The 17810-nt window shown below is 68.2% G+C and carries 23 protein-coding genes; 16 read left to right on the top strand and 7 right to left on the bottom strand.

What is annotated here, in order from left to right; translation table 11 throughout:
* Entirely contained in the window at positions 1–1158 is a 1158-nt protein-coding gene (locus EV652_RS21390; RefSeq protein ID WP_199238322.1) for a sensor histidine kinase, read from the top strand.
* Positions 1155–1787 carry a response regulator gene (locus tag EV652_RS21385; protein WP_132210956.1) on the top strand — a complete coding sequence of 211 codons (633 nt, stop codon included), beginning with the start codon at positions 1155–1157 and terminating at the stop codon, positions 1785–1787. Before EV652_RS21390 ends, EV652_RS21385 begins: the two co-directional genes overlap by 4 nt.
* On the opposite strand, the gene EV652_RS21380 is transcribed toward EV652_RS21385, so the two are convergent.
* A complete protein-coding gene (locus EV652_RS21380; protein ID WP_132210955.1) occupies positions 1766–2281 on the bottom strand; it encodes a DinB family protein in 516 nt (171 codons plus the stop codon). The genes EV652_RS21385 and EV652_RS21380 overlap by 22 nt on opposite strands.
* A gap of 175 nt (positions 2282–2456) precedes the next feature.
* Here EV652_RS21380 and EV652_RS21375 point away from each other — a divergent pair, with 175 nt between their 5' ends.
* Positions 2457–2870, top strand: a complete 414-nt coding sequence (locus EV652_RS21375) for an ArsR/SmtB family transcription factor (RefSeq protein WP_132210954.1) — start codon at positions 2457–2459, stop codon at positions 2868–2870.
* Positions 2867–3853, top strand: a complete 987-nt coding sequence (locus EV652_RS21370) for a cation diffusion facilitator family transporter (RefSeq protein ID WP_132210953.1) — start codon at positions 2867–2869, stop codon at positions 3851–3853. Before EV652_RS21375 ends, EV652_RS21370 begins: the two co-directional genes overlap by 4 nt.
* Here EV652_RS21370 and EV652_RS21365 read toward each other — a convergent pair.
* A complete protein-coding gene (locus EV652_RS21365) occupies positions 3807–4319 on the bottom strand; it encodes a GNAT family N-acetyltransferase (protein WP_242001899.1) in 513 nt (170 codons plus the stop codon). The genes EV652_RS21370 and EV652_RS21365 overlap by 47 nt on opposite strands.
* A gap of 77 nt (positions 4320–4396) precedes the next feature.
* Here EV652_RS21365 and EV652_RS21360 point away from each other — a divergent pair, with 77 nt between their 5' ends.
* The 4 genes from EV652_RS21360 (at position 4397) to EV652_RS21345 (ending at position 7249) form a co-directional block, all read left to right on the top strand.
* Positions 4397–4684, top strand: coding sequence for a DUF1905 domain-containing protein (locus EV652_RS21360; protein ID WP_132210952.1), 288 nt, complete (start codon positions 4397–4399; stop codon positions 4682–4684).
* Between the two features lie 256 nt (positions 4685–4940).
* Positions 4941–5231 (top strand): hypothetical protein, encoded by a 291-nt coding sequence (locus EV652_RS21355; protein ID WP_132210951.1) that lies wholly within the window; start codon positions 4941–4943, stop codon positions 5229–5231.
* A gap of 41 nt (positions 5232–5272) precedes the next feature.
* Positions 5273–6430, top strand: a complete 1158-nt coding sequence (locus tag EV652_RS21350) for an epoxide hydrolase family protein (protein ID WP_132210950.1) — start codon at positions 5273–5275, stop codon at positions 6428–6430.
* Positions 6431–6622: 192 nt separating this feature from the next.
* A complete protein-coding gene (locus EV652_RS21345) occupies positions 6623–7249 on the top strand; it encodes a DUF2461 domain-containing protein (RefSeq protein ID WP_132210949.1) in 627 nt (208 codons plus the stop codon).
* 2 nt (positions 7250–7251) lie between these two features.
* On the opposite strand, the gene EV652_RS21340 is transcribed toward EV652_RS21345, so the two are convergent.
* Positions 7252–8124 carry a Sco1979 family transcriptional regulator gene (locus EV652_RS21340; protein ID WP_132210948.1) on the bottom strand — a complete coding sequence of 291 codons (873 nt, stop codon included), beginning with the start codon at positions 8122–8124 and terminating at the stop codon, positions 7252–7254.
* Positions 8125–8574: 450 nt separating this feature from the next.
* Here EV652_RS21340 and EV652_RS21335 point away from each other — a divergent pair, with 450 nt between their 5' ends.
* Positions 8575–8766, top strand: a complete 192-nt coding sequence (locus EV652_RS21335; protein WP_132210947.1) for a hypothetical protein — start codon at positions 8575–8577, stop codon at positions 8764–8766.
* A gap of 29 nt (positions 8767–8795) precedes the next feature.
* Entirely contained in the window at positions 8796–8981 is a 186-nt protein-coding gene (locus EV652_RS21330; protein WP_132210946.1) for a hypothetical protein, read from the top strand.
* 226 nt (positions 8982–9207) lie between these two features.
* Here EV652_RS21330 and EV652_RS21325 read toward each other — a convergent pair whose 3' ends face one another.
* Positions 9208–9441 (bottom strand): DUF397 domain-containing protein, encoded by a 234-nt coding sequence (locus EV652_RS21325; RefSeq protein WP_132210945.1) that lies wholly within the window; start codon positions 9439–9441, stop codon positions 9208–9210.
* A gap of 539 nt (positions 9442–9980) precedes the next feature.
* On the opposite strand from EV652_RS21325, the gene EV652_RS21320 reads away from it, so the two are divergent.
* Complete coding sequence (locus tag EV652_RS21320; RefSeq protein WP_132210944.1) at positions 9981–10808, top strand: SAM-dependent methyltransferase; 828 nt, start codon at positions 9981–9983, stop codon at positions 10806–10808.
* Between the two features lie 51 nt (positions 10809–10859).
* Here the strand turns inward: EV652_RS21320 and EV652_RS21315 are convergent, their stop codons facing one another.
* On the bottom strand, positions 10860–12347 hold the full coding sequence (locus EV652_RS21315; RefSeq protein WP_132210943.1) for an FAD-dependent oxidoreductase: 1488 nt from the start codon (positions 12345–12347) through the stop codon (positions 10860–10862).
* A gap of 48 nt (positions 12348–12395) precedes the next feature.
* On the bottom strand, positions 12396–12830 hold the full coding sequence (locus EV652_RS21310) for an SRPBCC family protein (RefSeq protein WP_132210942.1): 435 nt from the start codon (positions 12828–12830) through the stop codon (positions 12396–12398).
* 129 nt (positions 12831–12959) lie between these two features.
* Between EV652_RS21310 and EV652_RS21305 the strand changes: the two genes are divergently transcribed.
* The 5 genes from EV652_RS21305 to EV652_RS21285 all read left to right on the top strand — a co-directional run bounded on the left by EV652_RS21305 (position 12960) and on the right by EV652_RS21285 (position 16341).
* Positions 12960–13436, top strand: coding sequence for an Hsp20/alpha crystallin family protein (locus tag EV652_RS21305; protein ID WP_132210941.1), 477 nt, complete (start codon positions 12960–12962; stop codon positions 13434–13436).
* A gap of 14 nt (positions 13437–13450) precedes the next feature.
* On the top strand, positions 13451–14110 hold the full coding sequence (locus EV652_RS21300; RefSeq protein ID WP_199238321.1) for a hypothetical protein: 660 nt from the start codon (positions 13451–13453) through the stop codon (positions 14108–14110).
* A gap of 16 nt (positions 14111–14126) precedes the next feature.
* Entirely contained in the window at positions 14127–14513 is a 387-nt protein-coding gene (locus tag EV652_RS21295; protein WP_132210940.1) for a VOC family protein, read from the top strand.
* Positions 14514–14609: 96 nt separating this feature from the next.
* The gene (locus EV652_RS21290; protein ID WP_132210939.1) at positions 14610–15431 is read left to right on the top strand and encodes a sigma-70 family RNA polymerase sigma factor; all 822 of its coding nucleotides are present in this window, start codon (positions 14610–14612) and stop codon (positions 15429–15431) included.
* Positions 15432–15564: 133 nt separating this feature from the next.
* On the top strand, positions 15565–16341 hold the full coding sequence (locus EV652_RS21285) for a hypothetical protein (RefSeq protein ID WP_132210938.1): 777 nt from the start codon (positions 15565–15567) through the stop codon (positions 16339–16341).
* Here the strand turns inward: EV652_RS21285 and EV652_RS21280 are convergent.
* On the bottom strand, positions 16338–17792 hold the full coding sequence (locus tag EV652_RS21280; RefSeq protein WP_132210937.1) for an alpha/beta hydrolase: 1455 nt from the start codon (positions 17790–17792) through the stop codon (positions 16338–16340). The genes EV652_RS21285 and EV652_RS21280 overlap by 4 nt on opposite strands.
* Positions 17793–17810: the final 18 nt, after the last annotated feature.

Genomic DNA, 17810 nt, shown 5'->3' with positions numbered 1-17810 from the left:
ATGACGCGTGCGCCCTGGGAACCGGTGATGCGATCGCCGGTCCCAGGTATGGCCCTCCGGCTGGTCCCCGGCCTCATCGCGGTCATCGTCTTGCTGACGGCCGGCCGGATGCCGGAGCAGCGGCGCTTCCCGTTCCCCGTCCTCGCGGCCCTCGTCGCACTCGTTGTCCTGAGCAACCTGTTCCTGTTGCGCCGGCGGCCGGCGGAGTCGATGCGCCGGGCCGCCACCATCGCGCTGCTGGTCTTCGTGGTGGCCGGCGGGCTGGCGTGGTTCGGGTTGCCGGGCAGCGCGCTGATCGTGCTCCCGTTCTGGGCCGCGCGGGTCGCGGTCCGGTACAACTTGCCCGGACGGGCCGAGTTGGCCGTTGTAGTCATGGGGATCGTCGGGGCGAGTGTGCCGATCTACCTCAACACCGACTCGATCACGGCGGCGATCGGTACGGCGTTCGGCGTGACAGCGCTCGTCCTGGCCTCGATCAACCGCCGCAACCGCGAAGAACAGCTCGAGGAGTTGGAGGTCTCGCTGGCCCGCAAGCAGGCCGCGATCGAGGAACACAGTCGCGCCGCCGCCCTGGCCGAACGCGCCCGGATCGCTCGTGACGTTCACGACGTACTCGCGCATTCCCTGGCCGGACTGTCGTTGAGTCTGCAGGGTGCGCGGCTGATGCTGGTGCGGGACGGCGCGTCGCCGGAGGCGATCGAGCAGGTGAACCGGGCGCGAGGGTTGGCGGCGGAGGGGTTGGCCGAGGCCCGGCGGGCGGTGGCCGCGTTGCGCGATGACGCGGTGCCCGACGTACGGGCGCTGGGTGATCTGGTCACGGCGTACCGGCTGGAGAGTGGTGCGCTGGCGGACTTCGAGGTGACAGGGACGGCACGGGAGTTGCCGTCGGAGGTGATGAACACGCTGTATCGCACCGTGCAGGAGGCGTTGGCGAACACCCGGAAGCACGCGCCGGGCGCACCTGTCTCGGTGTCCCTCGCCTATCGGACGGACGACGTCACGCTGACGGTCGAGGACCGGCCGGGGAGGCCGCCGGCTCGGGCCGCGGCGGGTGGTTATGGTCTTCTCGGGATGCGCGAACGGGCGGATCTCGTCGGTGGTGTGGTGGAGGCCGGGCCGACGGCTGAGGGCTGGAAGGTGCGGTTGGTGGTCGCATGAACGACGTACGCGTGGTCGTCGCGGACGATCAGACGGTCGTGCGCGACGGGCTGGTGACGCTGCTGCGGTTGCTGCCCGGGATCGACGTGGTCGCGGCGGCCTCCGACGGCGAGGAAGCCGTCCGATTGGTTGCCGAGCACAACCCGGATGTCCTGCTGGTGGATCTTCGGATGCCGCACTGCGATGGGGTGGAGGCGACTCGCCGGGTCCGCGCGGATCACCCTGACACCGAGGTCGTCGTACTCACGACGTACAGCGATGACGACTCTGTCTTGTCCGCCCTGCGCGCCGGTGCACGCGGTTATCTCACGAAGGATGCCGACGCGGAGTCGATCGGGCGGGCTCTGCAGGCGGCCGCCGCCGGGCAGTCGATCATGGACGCCGAGGTCCAACGCCGGCTCGTCGAAGCCTCCGCCAAACCTGTCGACGCCGCCCCGGCCGGTCTGACGCCGCGCGAGATCGAGGTCCTCCGCCTGATCGCCGACGGCCTCTCCAACACCGAGATCGCCCGCCGCCTGGTGGTCAGTGAAGCGACGGTCAAGACCCACATCAACCACCTCTTCGCCAAGGCCGACCTGCGCGACCGGGCCCAGGCCGTCGCCTACGCCTACCGCCTCGGCCTGGCCTGACGAATCCCGTCCAGCAACAGATCCAGGTGCCCGCGATGCTGCGCGGTCTCCTCGATCATGTGCAGGTAGATCCACCGCAGACTCACCAGCTTCGCTCCGAACGAAGCCCGAGCAGCTAGTACGTCGAGCGACTCGAGCCGCGCCACGATTGCTCGGCTGGCCGCGCACGAGCTGAGATAGAGCTCCCGCAGTTCGTCCACCGAGTTCTTCGCCGCCGAGTGGAACTCCCAGTCCGGATCCTCGGCGAACGGCGCCGACCGCCACGGCTCCGCACTCGGCGCGTCGAGCAACTTGTGGCTGAACCACAAGTCCTCCATCGCCGCCAGGTGTTTCACGATGCCGCCGATCGTCAGGTCCGTTGCCGGGAGCACACGCTCAGCCGCCTCGGTGTCCGTGAGTCCGTCGAGTGTGCGCACCACACCGGCACGGTGGAAGTCCAGGAACTGCTCGAGCATCTGTCGCTCATCGACCGCGACTTCGGGATAGCCGTCCACTCGCACAGTCTGCCGTAGACCCTGCCGAGATCGACGTGTGGAAGTACAACGGCTATGACCCTGGTGGTCAGGTCCAGCGGATGAACCGGCTCCGCTGGCTCGCCACGATCCTCTAGACACGCCCGGCTGCGACCCGTCGTTGCCAGTCGGTGAGGCGATGGCCTACCGTGGACGTATGAACAGTTCTGCAGATGTGCAGAGTGCGGCGGCGGTCGACGCTTGCAACGTGCGCCTGGTGGATCCGGAGCGCGTGGCGAGCGTCAACGCCAGGATGCCCGTCGAGGACGACATCGTCGACACCGCTGACGTGTTCAGCCTGCTCGGCGATCCGCGCCGGCTGAAGCTGCTGGTCGCGCTGCTCGACGGGGAGCTCTGCGTCTGCGATCTCGCGGCCGTCACCGGGATGAGCGAGTCGGCGACGTCACATGCACTGCGGCTGCTGCGCGCGCACCGGGTGGTCGCCGTACGGCGTGATGGCCGGATGGCGTACTACCGTCTGGACGACGCGCACGTCCGGATGCTCGTCGACCTCGCCGTGGCACACACGGAGCACACCGACGCCATTCACCCCGAGCGGGCGGACGCGTGACAGCCGAAGCGGGCCACGGACATGGCCATGGGCACGGGGTCAGCGCCGAGGCGGACCGCAAGCTGCTGAGCGGAGCGCTCGCGCTGATCGTCGGCTTCATGGCGGCCGAGGTTGTCGTCGGTATCGCGGCCGGCTCGCTGGCGTTGATCACCGATGCGGCGCACATGCTCACCGACGCGATCGCGATCGTGCTCGCCCTGATCGCGATCCGGCTGGCGGCCCGTCCGCCGGCCGGCGGGTTCACCTACGGCCTCAAGCGGGTCGAGATCCTCTCCGCGCAGGCCAACGGCATCACGTTGCTGCTGCTCGCGGTGTACTTCGTCTACGAGGCGATCGCCCGGATGATCGACCCGCCCGAGGTGAAGGGCGCGCTGGTGCTGATCACCGGTGTGGTCGGCATTGTGGTGAACCTGCTCGCCACCTGGATGATCAGCAAGGCGAACCGCAGCAGCCTGAACGTCGAGGGCGCGTACCAGCACATCCTGAACGACCTGTTCGCGTTCATCGCCACCGCGATCGCGGGTCTCGTCGTCCTGGTCACCGGCTTCGCCCGCGCCGACGCGATCGCCGCGCTCATCGTCGCCGCGCTGATGCTCAAGGCCGGCGTCTCCCTGGTCCGCGACTCCGGCCGGATCTTCCTCGAGGCCGCACCGGTCAACCTCGACCCGCAGGCCCTCGGTGCCGAGCTGTGCGCTGTCGAAGGTGTGGTCGAGGTCCACGACCTGCACGTCTGGGAGATCACCTCCGGCGAGCCGGCCGCCTCCGCCCACATCCTGGTCGCGGAAGGACTCGACTGCCACCAGATCCGGATCGAGATCGAGGCGCTACTGGCCGACCGGCACCAGCTGACCCACTCGACCCTGCAGGTCGATCACGCCACCGGTGACGAGGTCGACGCCCACTGCAGCGATGCCCACGGCACCGTGCACCGTTCCGTCACAGCCGCTGGACGAGAATCTGACCCGGCCATTCCGAATCATTGACCGGTACGGCGAACTCCGCCTCCCGGGTGAAGCCCTGCTTCTCGTAGTACCGGACCAGCGCACCGTCACCACCCGCGAAGCAGTCCACTCGCAGCAGCCCGACACCGCCGGCGCGTGCCAGCTCCCGGGCATGATCCAGCAACAGCCCGCCGATGCCCTGACCGGCCGACGCCCGATCCGTCACCAGCAGACGCACGTACAACTCCGGCTCGTCCGCGGCCGGCACGTACGGCAACGCCGTACCCACGGCGAGGGCACCCACCACTCGCCCGTCGGCCTCGGCCAGCCACAACCCGCCGTCGTCGGCGAAGCCGGTGATCTGTGCGATCCGCCGCGGATTCGTCGAATGCGGCTCGGTACCCCACTGATCGGTCCGCCCCTGAGCCACCAGCCACTCGGTCGCCCCGTCCAGCAGAGCCAGGACGTCGGGTACGGCGGAGTGGCCTGCCTGGCGGATCGTGATCACCGGTCAACAATAGATGTCGAAAACCGGTGATCGGTCTCTACCTAGTTGGTGAAGGCACCATCCGAGAGGAGCTCACCATGACCAAGAAGACCGGAAAGCTGGACAAGACGTTCACCGCACCGCTGCTCAAGAGCGACGCGAAGGGCGGCTGGACCTACCTGCAGATGCCGGGCTCGGCCGAGTACTTCGGCACCCGCGGCCTGGTCAAGGTCCGCGGCACCATGGACGGCCACCCGTTCGAGAGCTCGTTCATGGCCCTCGGCGACGGCACCCACAAGCTGCCGGTGAAGGGCGACCTCCGCACCCGGATCGGCAAGGAACCGGGTGAGGAGATCACCGTCCACCTGCAGGAGCGCCTCAGCTGAAATCAAGCCTGGCCCGCAGGTACGGGTCGGCGCCGGGCACCGGGGCTGCGCAGGGGGTGCGTGATCGGGGCCACATCGCGCTTTGAGACGATCGTCACGATCGGTCATGTCCTGAGTAAGGACTCTGTGAAGAATCAGTGCTGACGACCCGCTCGGGTGTGGAGGACTCGGCGCCGGAACGTAAGTTCGATCAGGGTGCTCAGTCGAGGTCAGGAGTGAACGAAGTGCAACGGGGCTCACGGGGCGTGCCGTCGGCATGCCCACGATCAGCGGCACCGGGATCGCCGTGACGACGCTGAACAAGATTCTCGCCATCGCCGGAGTGGTTCTGCTGCTCGGCGGGGTGCTGCTCGGCTTCCGGTCGGTCACGGCCGGCGGCACTGTCTGCGGTTCCGCTTTCCGGCCGGCCGCGGGCATCACACCGATGGCGTGCGACAGCGCGCTGAACGGGGCCGTCACGCTGGTGACCATCGTGATCAGTGCGGGCGTGCTCTGCCTGATCGCCGCGGCGGCCGTGAAGGTGGTCCGCGACAAGGTCAGCGCCTGAATTCGGGTGCGGTACGCCGGCTGCCACGTCACGCTGCTGAAGTGAGTATCGAACCGTTCCGGCTGGACGTGCCGGAGAGCGACCTGGCGGACCTGCATGCACGACTGGACCTCACCCGATGGCCGGACGAGTTGCCCGGCGTCGGCTGGGCGTACGGCGTACCGAAGGACCATCTCCAGGAACTCGTCGCGTACTGGCGTCACGACTACGACTGGCGCAAGGCCGAACAGCGGTTGAACGAGTGGCCGCAGTACACGACCACCATCGACGGCGCGAACGTGCACTTCGCCCACGTCCGTTCGCCCGAGCCGGACGCGACACCGCTGATCCTCACCCACGGCTGGCCGGGGTCGATCGTCGAGTTCACCGACGTCGCCGGACCGCTGTCCGACCCGCGCGCGTACGGCGGCGACCCGTCAGACGCCTTCCACCTGGTGATCCCGAGCATCCCGGGTTTCGCCCTGTCCGGGCCGACCCGCGAGACCGGCTGGGAGTTCATGCGCGTCGCCCGGGCCTGGTCTGAGCTGATGACCCGCTTGGGCTACGACCGGTACGGCGTACAGGGTGGCGACTGGGGTGCCGGGATCTCTCGGGAAGTCGGGCGGATCGACCCCACGCGGGTGATCGGCGCACACCTCAATCTCTTCCCCGGTGGTGGTGCAACCTCCGAGCCGACGCCGGAAGAGTTGGAGCCCCTCGACCCGGCCGAGCGGGAACGCACCTGGGCGTCGTGGCGGCGGCAGTCGGAGTGGTTGAAGGAGCGGCAGGGGTACGCCGACCTGCAGTCGACGCGACCGCAGACCGTGGCCTACGCACTCACCGATTCACCGGTCGGCCAGTTGGCGTGGATCGCCGAGAAGTTCAAGGAATGGACGGATCCCGCGAGCACCGTCGACCGCGACCTGCTGCTCACCAACGTGATGCTCTACTGGCTGACCCGAACGGCGGGATCCGCGGGACGCATCTACTACGAACGAGCGCACGCGCCGTACTGGGGCCAACCGCCCGAGCCGTCGAGCACCCCGACCGCGCTCCTGGATCTGGCTCACGACAACTTCATCCCACTGCGCCACCGCGTCGCCGAAACCGACAACATCGTCCGCTGGACCAGCCACCCGCACGGCGGCCACTTCGCCGCCCTCGAACAACCTCAGCTCCTGATCGAGGACGTCCAAGCGTTCTTCCGCAGCTTGCAGTAGGGCGGTGCGCCGGCATGCGCCAGGTTGTTGCCGGCGCACCTGCTCTGTCGGCAGACCTCAACCGGTACCCCAACGAGCCGTGACGCAATCAGGCCGAACTATCGTGGGTGGCGTGAAGGAGCGAAGCGAGTTCACCATCAAGCACAGCGTGATTCGTGCCTCATCCGCGCCCGGAGCAGAGCGAGGACGTGGATGAGCTTCACCGGCTTTCCGGCCGCGGCGCTGGATTTCTACGACGACCTCGAGATGGACAACACCAAGTCGTTCTGGACGGCCAACAAGCACATCTACGAGGAGTCGGTCCGCACCCCGATGGCCGCGTTGCTGGCGGAGCTCGAGCAGGAGTTCGGTACGGCGAAGCTGTTCCGGCCGTACCGCGATGTCCGGTTCGCCCGGGACAAGACGCCGTACAAGACGCACCAGGGTGCGTTCATCGACGTCGCGCCGTCGACCGGGTGGTACGTCCAGGTCTCCGCGCCGGGCGTCCGGGTCGCGGCCGGCTTCTACGAGGCGAGCTCGGAGCGGCTCGGCCGGGTGCGGACGGCGATCGACGACGACCGTCGCGGCAAACAGCTCGAGCGACTGCTGGCCGACCTCACCGCGGCCGGCTGGGAAGTCGGCGGCGACCGGCTGAAGACGAGCCCGCGCGGCTACGACCCTGACCATCCGCGAATCGAGCTGCTCCGGCACAAGTCCCTGACAGTCGCCAAGTCCTACGGCTTCGAGCCCGTGATCCACACCCCGGAGCTCGCCAACCTGGTCCGCGCCGACTGGCAGGCGACCAAGCCCCTAATCATCTGGCTCACCGACAACAGTTGACGTCAGTCGTCGTAGTCGCGCAGGATCCGGGAGAGGATGTCGCGCGTCTTGTTCGGCGGCGGGGCCGCGACGCACAGGGCTTCCATGGTGGCCGTGTACCGGTCGAGGTCCTCGAGCTTGTCCAGGTACAGCGCACTGGTCAGGTGCTCGATGTAGACGATGTCCGGCAGGTCCTGCTCCGGGAAACGCAGAATGCTGTACGCACCGCCGGTCGCGGCGTGACCGCCGCCGTCGAACTCCATCACCTGAAGCGTCAGGTTCGGCAGGTGGGTGGCCTCGAGCAGGTGCTCCAACTGGAGGCGCATCGCCTTCACCCCGCCAATAGGCCGGCGCAGCACCGACTCGTCGACGACGGCCCACAGCCGCACCGGGTCGGGTCGGCGGAGGATCTCCTGCCGGTTCACCCGCAGCGCGACGCGACGCTCGACCTCTTCGGCCGGGATCAGGCCACGACCAAGCTGTACGACGGCGCGCACGTACTCCGGCGTCTGCAGCAGACCCGGGACGAACTGCAGCTCATAGGTACGGATCAGCTGGGCGGCGGACTCGAGGTCCAGATAAGAGTGGAACCAGCTGGGCAGTACGTCGCCGAAGCGGTGCCACCAGCCGGGGTTGTTCGCGTCGCGGGCCAGCGCCAGCAGCCGGTCGCGCTCCTCGCCGTCGTCGAGACCGTAGAGAGTGAGGAGGTCGCTGACGTCGCGCTCCTTGAAGCCGACACGGCCGAGTTCCATCCGGCTGACCTTGGACTCCGACGAACGGATCTCCCAGCCTGCGTCGGAGCGGCTGATCCCCGCCGCGTCCCGCATCCTCCGCAGGTGCGCTCCGAGGATGATCCGAAGCGCAGTCGGCCCGCTCTGCGCGCCCGACTCAGTCACACCCACCTCCCACGGCCCCCAGCAGCTCAGATCAGCGGAGACATCGCCCGCAGGGAGACATCATCGCATGAACGAGCGGCAATCTGCCGAAGTTCTTACATTAGGCGCGCACAGCCAGATCGCCGGTGACGGAGTGTAGTGCCGAACGCGTCACGGACAGTGGTTTTGTCAAGACAAAGTTGCCGCCAAGATCGCCGCCGAACACCGTTCGACAGGCCGCGAGGAGGCCGTCCGCAGGCGGAAAACGAGGTTTTCGGGTCACGAACTGAAAAACGTGCGGATGCACGTGCATCGGGCGCTTGCATTCGCAGCGTGCCGACGCCATGATTGATTCATGCACAGAAGGTGAGCTGAATCTCGCGAATCGTGACATCGCGTGATCCGGCAGGCCGGTCCTACAGACCGCTGGTGGCGCAACCGCCGGCATGACTGGTTGGGGAACCCGAGTCGATGAAAGACCACGACAGTGAGGCAGCCGAGCACCCCGCCTACGTGAGCGGACGCGCGCCCGACGAGCTGACCGAGCGGGAGATCCAGGAACTGGTTGCGCGTTGCCCTGAGCAACAGCGCTGGGCCTTCGAGGGCTGGTTGCGTGGCGTCCGTCACCTCGACGGCGACCCGATCGTGAGCTTGGCCCCATGACCACCGACAGAGCAGCAGGAGGCCGAAAAATGGTGCGGATCTGGCTGGGAGACCACCTGATCGCCGAGTATGTTGCCGAGCCCGACCGTGCCTCGCGGTACCAGCGGGTGATGACCCCGAAGTTCACCGGATTGCGAATCACCGTTGACAATTCGGCCGGCGGCACGGCGTCGGAGCTGCCGAGTGAACAGCTCTGGCCGCTCACCGTCCAGTAGTCCGCGCCCGCCCCGAGTAACACCAAGGCCGACCCTCGCCGGAGGGTCGGCCTTCGTCGTTCTCGTGCACCCGGTACGGCGCTCGATCGGTCGCGTCGGCGACCGCGGCTGAGCCCGCGGCGTATCGCAGTACAAAGCGGCGTAGCGCCGTACCGAAGCGCCGCAGACAGGAAGAGGCCCCTTCGTCACTCGCCTGGCGAAGGGGCCTCTTGCTTTCCGGTTTTGGTCAGACGAGGTACTCGAACTCCCCGTCGTGAACGCCGCCGAGGAACGCCTCGATCTCGGCCTTGGTGAACACCAGGGCTGGGCCGTCGGTGTGACGCGAGTTCCGCATCGCCACGCCGCCGCCCGGAAGCTTCGCTACCTCTACGCAGTTGCCGTTCGGCCCACTCCGCTGACTCTTCCGCCAGATCAGCCCGCTCATCGCGTCGCCGGGCATGCCGTTGTAGACAGCAGTCATCAGCTGCACCTTCCGTACGTCTTTGGCATATGCACGTGCATTTGGCCTTGCATTTGCATCGTACACGGTTGGCGCCGATGTGTCCGCCCCGTTACGCCGCGTGGCCGAACACGCCGTGTAGGCCCCTCCGTGGTCGCCGCTCGTGACCGTTTTCGGCCGGTACGGCGGCCAAAGCCGCCGATCGGCCGTCGGGAGGCAGCACGCGGTGGCAGGAGGGAGGCGGCGGCCAGGTAGTAGAGAGGCAGGGTGAGGCGGTAGAGAGGCAAGGGAGAGGCAGCGCCGAGGCTGTACTACTAGGGCGCCGGCAGGACTGGTGGTGATTGGGCGGCCGGCCGCTAGGGAAGGGTGTCGGTGGAGTTCCTGCAAGCGACTGATTTGTCAGAACCTTCGGGTGATCCGAAAAGGCTTCTCTGCTTGACGAATCAGGCAATCCGGCCGAGTTTGGGACCAACACACGCGCCGGTGCGAACCAGTGCTCCAACAGGTCCACAACTGCCCTAGTCTTACTTCCAAGATTCCCCGACACGAAGGCTGCGCCGATGGCGACTTCCGACGCTCCGGATCCCAATCCGGAGTTCGACACTTCCCAACCGACCATCGCTCGCGTCTACGACGCCCTGCTTGGTGGCAAGGACAACTTCGCCGCCGATCGGGAAGGCGCGGCGCTCTACCTGAAGTACGTCCCGGATGCCGGTCGCTGCGCGATCGAGAACCGGGAGGCCCTGGTCAAGGGTGTGCACTACCTGGCCCGCAGGGCCGGGATCGACCAGTTCCTCGACATCGGCAGCGGTCTGCCGACGCAGAAGAACACCCACGAGGCGGCGCAGGAGATCAACCCGAACGCCAAGGTCGCGTACGTCGACAACGACCCGATCGTGCTGGCGCACGGCCGGGCGCTGCTGGCGACCAACAACAGCACCATCGTGGTGACGTCGGACCTGCGCCGGCCGCAGGAGATCCTCGACAACGAGGAGATCAAGAACCACCTGGACTTCAGCCGTCCGATCGCGTTGATGATCGTCGGGATCCACATGCACTTCCACGACGACGAGAAGCCGGACGAGTGGGTCCGGACGCTGATGGACGCGCTCGTCCCCGGCAGCTACCTGTTCATCACCGACTTCGTCGACACCGGTGAGCCGCTGCAGAAGGGGATGGAGCGGGCCGGTCTGGAGAGCCTCGGCAACGGGTGGATCCGGACCCCGGAGCGGATCGAGCAGCACTTCCTCGGCATGCCGCTCGTCCCGCCCGGCCTGGACTTCCTGGCCCGCTGGTTCCCGGAGGACCCCGACGCCGACATCCCGGCGGTCGAGGACCTGCAGCCGTACCAGCGGATCCTGATGGCGGGTCTCGCCAAGAAGGTCTGACCGCGATCTCGAAGGCGCGCGTCCCACTCCGGGGCGCGCGCCTTTCGCATGTCAGCGCGGGGTGTCGAGTGGTTTCGTGGTCGGGCCGTCGAGGACCGCGCCGGTGGAGGTGAAGCGGGAGCCGTGGCAGTTGCAGTCCCAGGTGGTGTCGGCCTGGTTCCACTGCAGCGGACAGCCGAGATGGGTGCAGACCGGGCGGACGGTGTGGAGTTCGCCGTCGTGGTCGCGGTAGCCGCCGACGGTCCTGCCGTCGTCGAGGGTGAGCAGGCCGCCTTGCCCGATCTCGAGGTGGTCGAGTCCGCCCTTCAGCCGGTCCAGATGACCGGTCGCGAACTCCTTGCCGACGTGGAGGTTGTCCTTCACCAGTTTCGCCACGGCGTGGACGTCGCCGATGCGGCCGGCGTCGTACAGGCCGGTCGAGGGGTTGCCGCGGTCGAGGATCAGGTCCCGGAGGATGCCGGCGGCGACCGTTCCGTTGGTCAGTCCCCACTTGTGCATTCCGGTGGCGACCAGCATCGGCGTCCCCGGCGCCTTGCCGACGAAGGGGAGCAGGTCGGGCGTGCCGTAGTCGTGGGCAGACCAGCGGTACTCCGGTACGGCGTCGAAGCCCCACGCGGATCCGACCCAGTCGACCAGACCCTGGTACGTCGACTCGGCGTCGCTCTCATCGTTGCTGCCGACAACGATCAGCCCGTTCGGGCCGCCGCCGGGCCACGGACGGGTGGACCGCACCGGTGAGTCGACGGAGATCGCCATACCGGGCGGTGCTTCGACCGGCAGCCGGACGGCGATCCCGGAAGATCGGCTCGGCCGGGTCCGGGCGAAGTACCCGCCGGTGAGTCCGATCGGTAGCAGGGTGGCGATGACGGCGTGGTTGGCGCGGACCAGTGGGCCTTGGGTGGTGACTGCCTGGATGTCGTGGTCGGTGTTGAGCTCGTCCACCCGGCTGTTCTCGAAGATCCGGCCGCCGGCCTGGGCGAACGCGGTCGCGAGGCCGGCGAGGTAGCGGGCCGGATGCAGTTGGAGCTGATCGTCGAAGCGAACGGCCTCGGCGACCTTCACCGGCAGGCCGAGTTCTTCCGGGTCCACGAAGTGGGCCGGGAGTCCGAAGGCGGCCGCGACATCGGCTTCGCGACGCAGCGGTGAGTCGGGTACGGCCGAGTAGAGGAAAGCCGGCGTACGGGCGAGTTCGCAGTCGATGCCGAGGCGGTTCACCAGGTCGGCGACCTCCTCGACAGCGGCCTGGTTCGCGGTCGCGTACTGGCCGGCCTTGCCGGGACCGTGCCGATCGAGCAGGTTCGCGTAGATCGCGCTGTGCTGCGAGGTGACCTTGCCGGTGGTGTTGCCGCTCGTCCGACGACCGACGCGACCGGCTTCCAGCAGTACGACGCTCGCCCCCTCCTGCTGGAGGTACAGCGCGGTGGTCAGTCCGATCACGCCACCGCCGACCACTACCACGTCGGCGTGCTTGTCAGCGCGGATCCCGTCGTACTCCGGGATCGTCGCGGTCGCCAGCCACACGGAACCTTGCGTCGTCATGCGAATCCGGTACCCGCGCAGCCCGATCTCAGTGGTGCCGTTCCAGTCTCAGTGATGCCGTTCGGCCAGCAGAGCCAGGCGCCGGAGGGTCTCGTGGTTGCGGACCCGCAGGATCGGGTCGATCAGGCTGTGCGGGATGGCGGCCGCGGGTCCCTTGACGGCCTCCTCCCGCATCACCAGGTGGCAGTCGCCGTCGCGGTCGGTAGCGACGAACTCGACCTGACCCTCGCCGGTCGGCCAGGCGCGGACGCGGAGTTGCAGGAAACGCAACGGTTCGTACTGCAGGACCGTCGTGCTGTCGTCGATGACCAGGGGCCAGATTCCGACCGAGTGGTGCAGGCTGTGCCCCGGCTGCGGGAACCCCTCCTCGACATCGCGCACCCGGGATGCCCCGGCCACCCAGGCGCCGTAGGTCCAGCCATCCGTCAGGATCGCGAAGACGTCGGCCACCGGGGCCCGGATCAACCACTCGTTTTCCGCCATGTCCTGCCAGTACCCAGGCGCGATGCCCTGTCAACGAGGTGATGACGTACCTCTTGTCAACGGACCGATGACATGCTATTTCTAGGAGTGCGTGTTGACAGCGAACGACGAACCTGGAGGTGGGAAACGATGTTGATGCGCACTGACCCGTTCCGGGAGCTCGACCGGCTGGCCCAGCAGTTGACCGGCGCGGTGACGCCGGGAACGTGGTCGCGGCCGAGCCCGATGCCGATGGACGCCTACCGGTCGGGTGACGAGTACGTGATCGTGTTCGATCTGCCCGGGGTGAGCCCGGACGCGATCGACCTCGACATCGAGCGCAATGTGCTGACCGTGAAAGCGGAGCGCCGGCCGGCGGCGCTGGGCGAGGGCGTCGAGATGCAGGTGGCGGAACGGCCGCTCGGGGTGTTCTCGCGGCAACTGTTCCTCGGTGACACTCTCGACGCCGAGCGGATCGGCGCGTCGTACGAGAACGGCGTCCTGACCCTGAAGATCCCGGTCGCCGCGCAGGCCAAGCCGCGCAAGATCGCCATCGCCGAGGGTGAGTCCGGCAGCCGGACGGTAGCCGGTGAGACGGTCGGCGACAGCAAACAGATCGACGCCTGACACCAGGAGGTCAGATGCCGCAGCCCGATGTCGCTGGTCGCACTCCGGCGGCGGCTCTCGAACACCTGGTGGATGTGCTGGGGAGGTTGCCCTCCGCTCCGAACGTGCCCGGGGCGGAGGACCCTCCCCTCGAGGGCGAAGTCACCGGCGAGCAAGTGCTGGAAGCGCTGGTTCTGGTGCGCGAGTTGCGGGAGCGACTGAGCGGCTGGGAGCCGCGGTTGATCGAGGCGGCCCGGGCGGCGGGTATCAGCTGGATCCAACTGGCACCTGCGCTCGGAGTCACCAGTCGACAGGCAGCTGAGCGCCGCTACCTCCGGCTCAGCCCGCACGCGTCCCAACCGGAGCTGAACGGCGAGCAACGCGTGCAGGCCGCGCGAGACCAGCGGGCCGGTGACCGTGCGGTCGCCGTCTGGGCCCGGGACAACGCGGCCGACCTTCGCCGGCTGGCCGGGCAGGTCGCGGCGCTGGACGGACTGGCCGGTCAGGCCCAGGCCAGTGTCGACGCCGTACACGATGCCCTCGGCAACAACGACTCGGCCGCACTGCTCGGGCCACTCGCCGCGGCGGGCGAGCAGCTGACCGAGAATCACCCCGCCCTGGCCGACCGGATCTCCGAGGTCGGCGCCCGCACCGATGCGGCGCGCCGATCCGGCCAGGACCGCCATCACCGCTGATTGGGGAGGCTGACTGATGAAACTGCTGTTCGAACTTCGCCCGGTCGACCACCTGGACGCGAGCGTGGACTACTACCGCGAGCTCGGGCTGGAGCCGATCGCCTGGCCGAGTGACGACACCGCGTTGCTCGGGGCGCGCGGTCACGGCCCGACCATCGCCCTGGTCCGGGATCCCGCCGAGGGTGCCCTCGGGACCGGCGGCGTGTACGACGTCGGCGACATCGACACCTTCTTCGAGGACCATCGCGAGCTCGACTGGCTGCTGAGTCCGGCGGACAGTCCGCTCGGCCGGTACGCCGTCTTCGCCGACCGCACCGGAACCGCGATCCGGCTCCTCGACCCCGCGCCCGGCGACGCGGTCGAGCCGGCCGGAACCGTAGAACGCACGTTGGCTCGCGCCTAGCGCATGATTACCGCTGCGTTGGGTACTGACTCGACGCAGGCATGACCGTGGTCCAGATACGTGCCACGCCGTGACGGACAGTCGCGAGGTCATACCATGGTTACCAGCACGATCGAGCAGGTTCCTGTTCATTGTTCGACCGCGGCCGATCGGGCCGCGAGGGAAGCAGCCACCCGCAGGTTGATGGAGCGCCGGGCTGCCAGCACCGACGAAGCCGAGCGGCAACAGCTGCTCGAAGAGGTGGTCGAGCTCAACATCGAGATGGCCAGGGGGATCGCGCGCCGGTTTCGCGGCCGCGGCGCCGAGGCCGACGACCTCGAGCAGGTCGCGTATCTGGGGCTGCTGAAGGCCGCTCACCACTACCGGCTCGACGCCGAAACGCCGTTCATCGGCTTCGCCATCCCGACCATCCGGGGCGAGGTGAAACGCTACTTCCGCGACTGCGCGTGGACCGTCCGGATCCCTCGCCGGCTGCAGGAGATGCAGGGCACCATCGCCACCAAGCTGCCGCTGCTCGAGCAGCAGCTGAACCGCGAGCCGACCCCGGCCGAGATCGCCGAGCATCTGGGCGTCGAGGTCGCCGAGGTCGAGCAGGCGCTGGCCGCGAAGGGCTGCTTCAACGTGCTGTCCCTCGACCGGCCGTCGGATGCCGACGCCGAGCTGACGCTGGCCGATGTCGTCGCCGACGTCGAGGACGGCAGCATCGACCAACTGGAGACGGTGGAGATGCTGCAGCCGGTGCTCGAGGAGCTCGGCCCGCGCGAGCGGCGCATCCTGGAGCTACGGTTCGTCGAGGGCTGGACCCAGTCCGAGATCGGCCGTGACATCGGCGTCAGCCAGATGCAGGTCTCCCGCGTCCTCCGCAAGATCCTGGACGATCTCCGCGCCAAACTCGCTCCTCTCCCCACCGCCGCCTAGGGCCCGCGGCCCGGGTGGCCACCACCCCACCCGGGCCCGGCTGGCTCTCGTTGCCCGGTCAACCCGCGACTCGCGCACGACCGGTTGTCACTCTCGGTGCGGGGTACCTGCACAATTGGGGGAGAGCGAGGGGATGAGTTCGGTGGTTCTGGCGTTCCGGATGATCAGGACGGTACCCGCGGACGCGGTTGCCATCGTGCGGTCGTATCCGCCGATGGTGGTGTGTTTCGCGGCCGCGTTGACCGGGACCGCCCTTGTCTTCGACGTGTTCTACCTGGCGGCCAGCCCCGGACTCACGCTGGCGCTCGTGTACACCGTGCCGGTGCTGGCCGGTCTGATCGCCGGCTTGGTCGCAGCGGCCGACGACGTCGGGTTGGAGCGCGCGGTGCTGCTCCGCACGGTCGGCGTGGCAGTTGCCTTCGGCATCACCAATGCGGTGGTGGTCGCGATGATCGCCGCGATGCGCCGGACCGATCCGTCGAACTGGTCGGCCGGCGGTCAGGCGGTCCTGTTCGCCGGTTTCACGGTCTTGGCGGTCGCGGTGGGGATCGTTGCCTGTCGCAAGCTGATCGACGCGCTCGGCCTCGAGCTCCGGACCAAGCTTCCGCGTCGGCGGGTCCATGTCCCGGTCGCCGCGGCGGCGGTGGCGGCACCCGCGCTGCGGGTGAGCAAGGAGTCGGCCGCCCGCGCCAAGCCCGCTCCGGTCCAGGCGCCACCGCCACCACCACCGGACGACGAGGAGACGATCCACATCTTCGTTCCGCCGCCGCCGAAGATCGTGGATCTCGACGAGGCTCGTCCGGTCACCGCGTGGTCCGAGTCCACCGGCCATGCCGACCGGCTGGCTCCCCGTCCGCGCCGTACGACGTCTCGTCGTGCGAACAAGCCGGGGAAGCGTCCGGGCACCTAGCAGGTCAGGTCGGTGGCAGGAAGCCGGCCGCTCACCAGGTAGGACACCACTCGGTTGTCGACGCAGTCGTTGCCGTACTCACCGAAGATGCCGTGTTTGCGGGCGTTCTGCAGCGTCAGCAGGCGGGCCTTGGTCAAGCCCTTCTGCAGTTGCGCCGCATTCGCGTAGATCGCCCGGGGGTCGCCGTCGGCGGCGACGATGAGAGCGGGTTGCGCGTTCGCGATCCGGGTCAGCGGTTCCTGCGGCCGCACCGGCCAGAAGGCGCAGGGCGAGAGCATCCGGGTGAGCGAACCGAAGTACGGCTCCTCGCGCCGGTGCTGCTGGATGTCGCGCCAGTACACGTGCGGATCGCGCGGCACCGCACGGTCGCCGCATGCGATCGCCGTCATCCCACTCACCTGTTGCGACAGCGCCGGCGTCAGCAAGCCGTCGAGGAACCCGCCGAGCTCGGGGCCCGGCTCGACCGGCCCGTTGGTGGCCTTCAGCAACGTCTGCACGAAGCCTGTGTAGACAGCCCGGGCCGGATCACGGTCGTCCGCCAGTGGTCCGAACAACACGATCGGCAGCGACGCGTCGTCGACTGTGTGCTCGCCGATCCGCAGTCCCTGGCCCGCCGCCACCTGATAGATCCGCTGTACCTTCGCGAGCACCTGCGAGGTCGTCGTACCCAACTGGTATGTCGAGTTCCGCGTGGCCGCCCAGGACGCCCAGTCGCGGAGCGCGGCCTCGTTCGCCGGCCCCATTGCCCGGAGGAGTTGCGGCCCGTACGTCGCCGGATCCATCGGCCCGTCCAGGACCACTCGGTCTGTGCGGCCCGGGAACATCTGGAGGTAGACGGCGCCGAGATAGGTGCCGTAGGAGTAGCCGAGGTACGAGATCTTGTGCTCGCCGAGTGCGATCCGGACCTGATCGATGTCCCGGGCGGTGTTCCGCGTGTTGACGTACTGCAGCACCGATCCCGCGTTGTCCCGACACCGAGCGGCGATATCGGCCTGCAACCGAGTGGCACGCAGGAACGACGCCCTGTCGCTGCCGCCGGACCATGGCCAGCCCGCGACCGGCAGCTTGCAGTCCACCGGCGTACTGCGGCCGACGAACCGTGGATCCAGCCCGATCAGGTCGTACCGCGACCCGGCCTCCTTCATCGCGACCCGCAGCCGCAACGGCATGCTCAGCCCAGGCCCGCCCGGTCCGCCGTCGTTGAGCACCATCGTGCCGATCCGATCCCCGGTCGCCTTCAGCCGCGACATCGCGATGGTGATCTTCGGCCCGTCCGGACGGCTGTAGTCCAGCGGCACCTTCAGCTCACCGCACTCCGCCCCGGCACGATCCAGCTCGGCACCCTCGGCGTCGGCCGCGTTGAGCTGACAGTGGTGCCATCGAATGGTGGGCGGCTCTTCCGTGGCAGCCGTCGTACCTGACAGCAGCGCCAACACCAGTAGCAGTTTCATCGATCCTCCTCGAAGTCA

It is taken from the genome of Kribbella steppae (assembly GCF_004342025.1).
Taxonomy (GTDB): domain Bacteria; phylum Actinomycetota; class Actinomycetes; order Propionibacteriales; family Kribbellaceae; genus Kribbella; species Kribbella steppae.
This window is presented reverse-complemented; position numbering and strand designations above follow the sequence as displayed.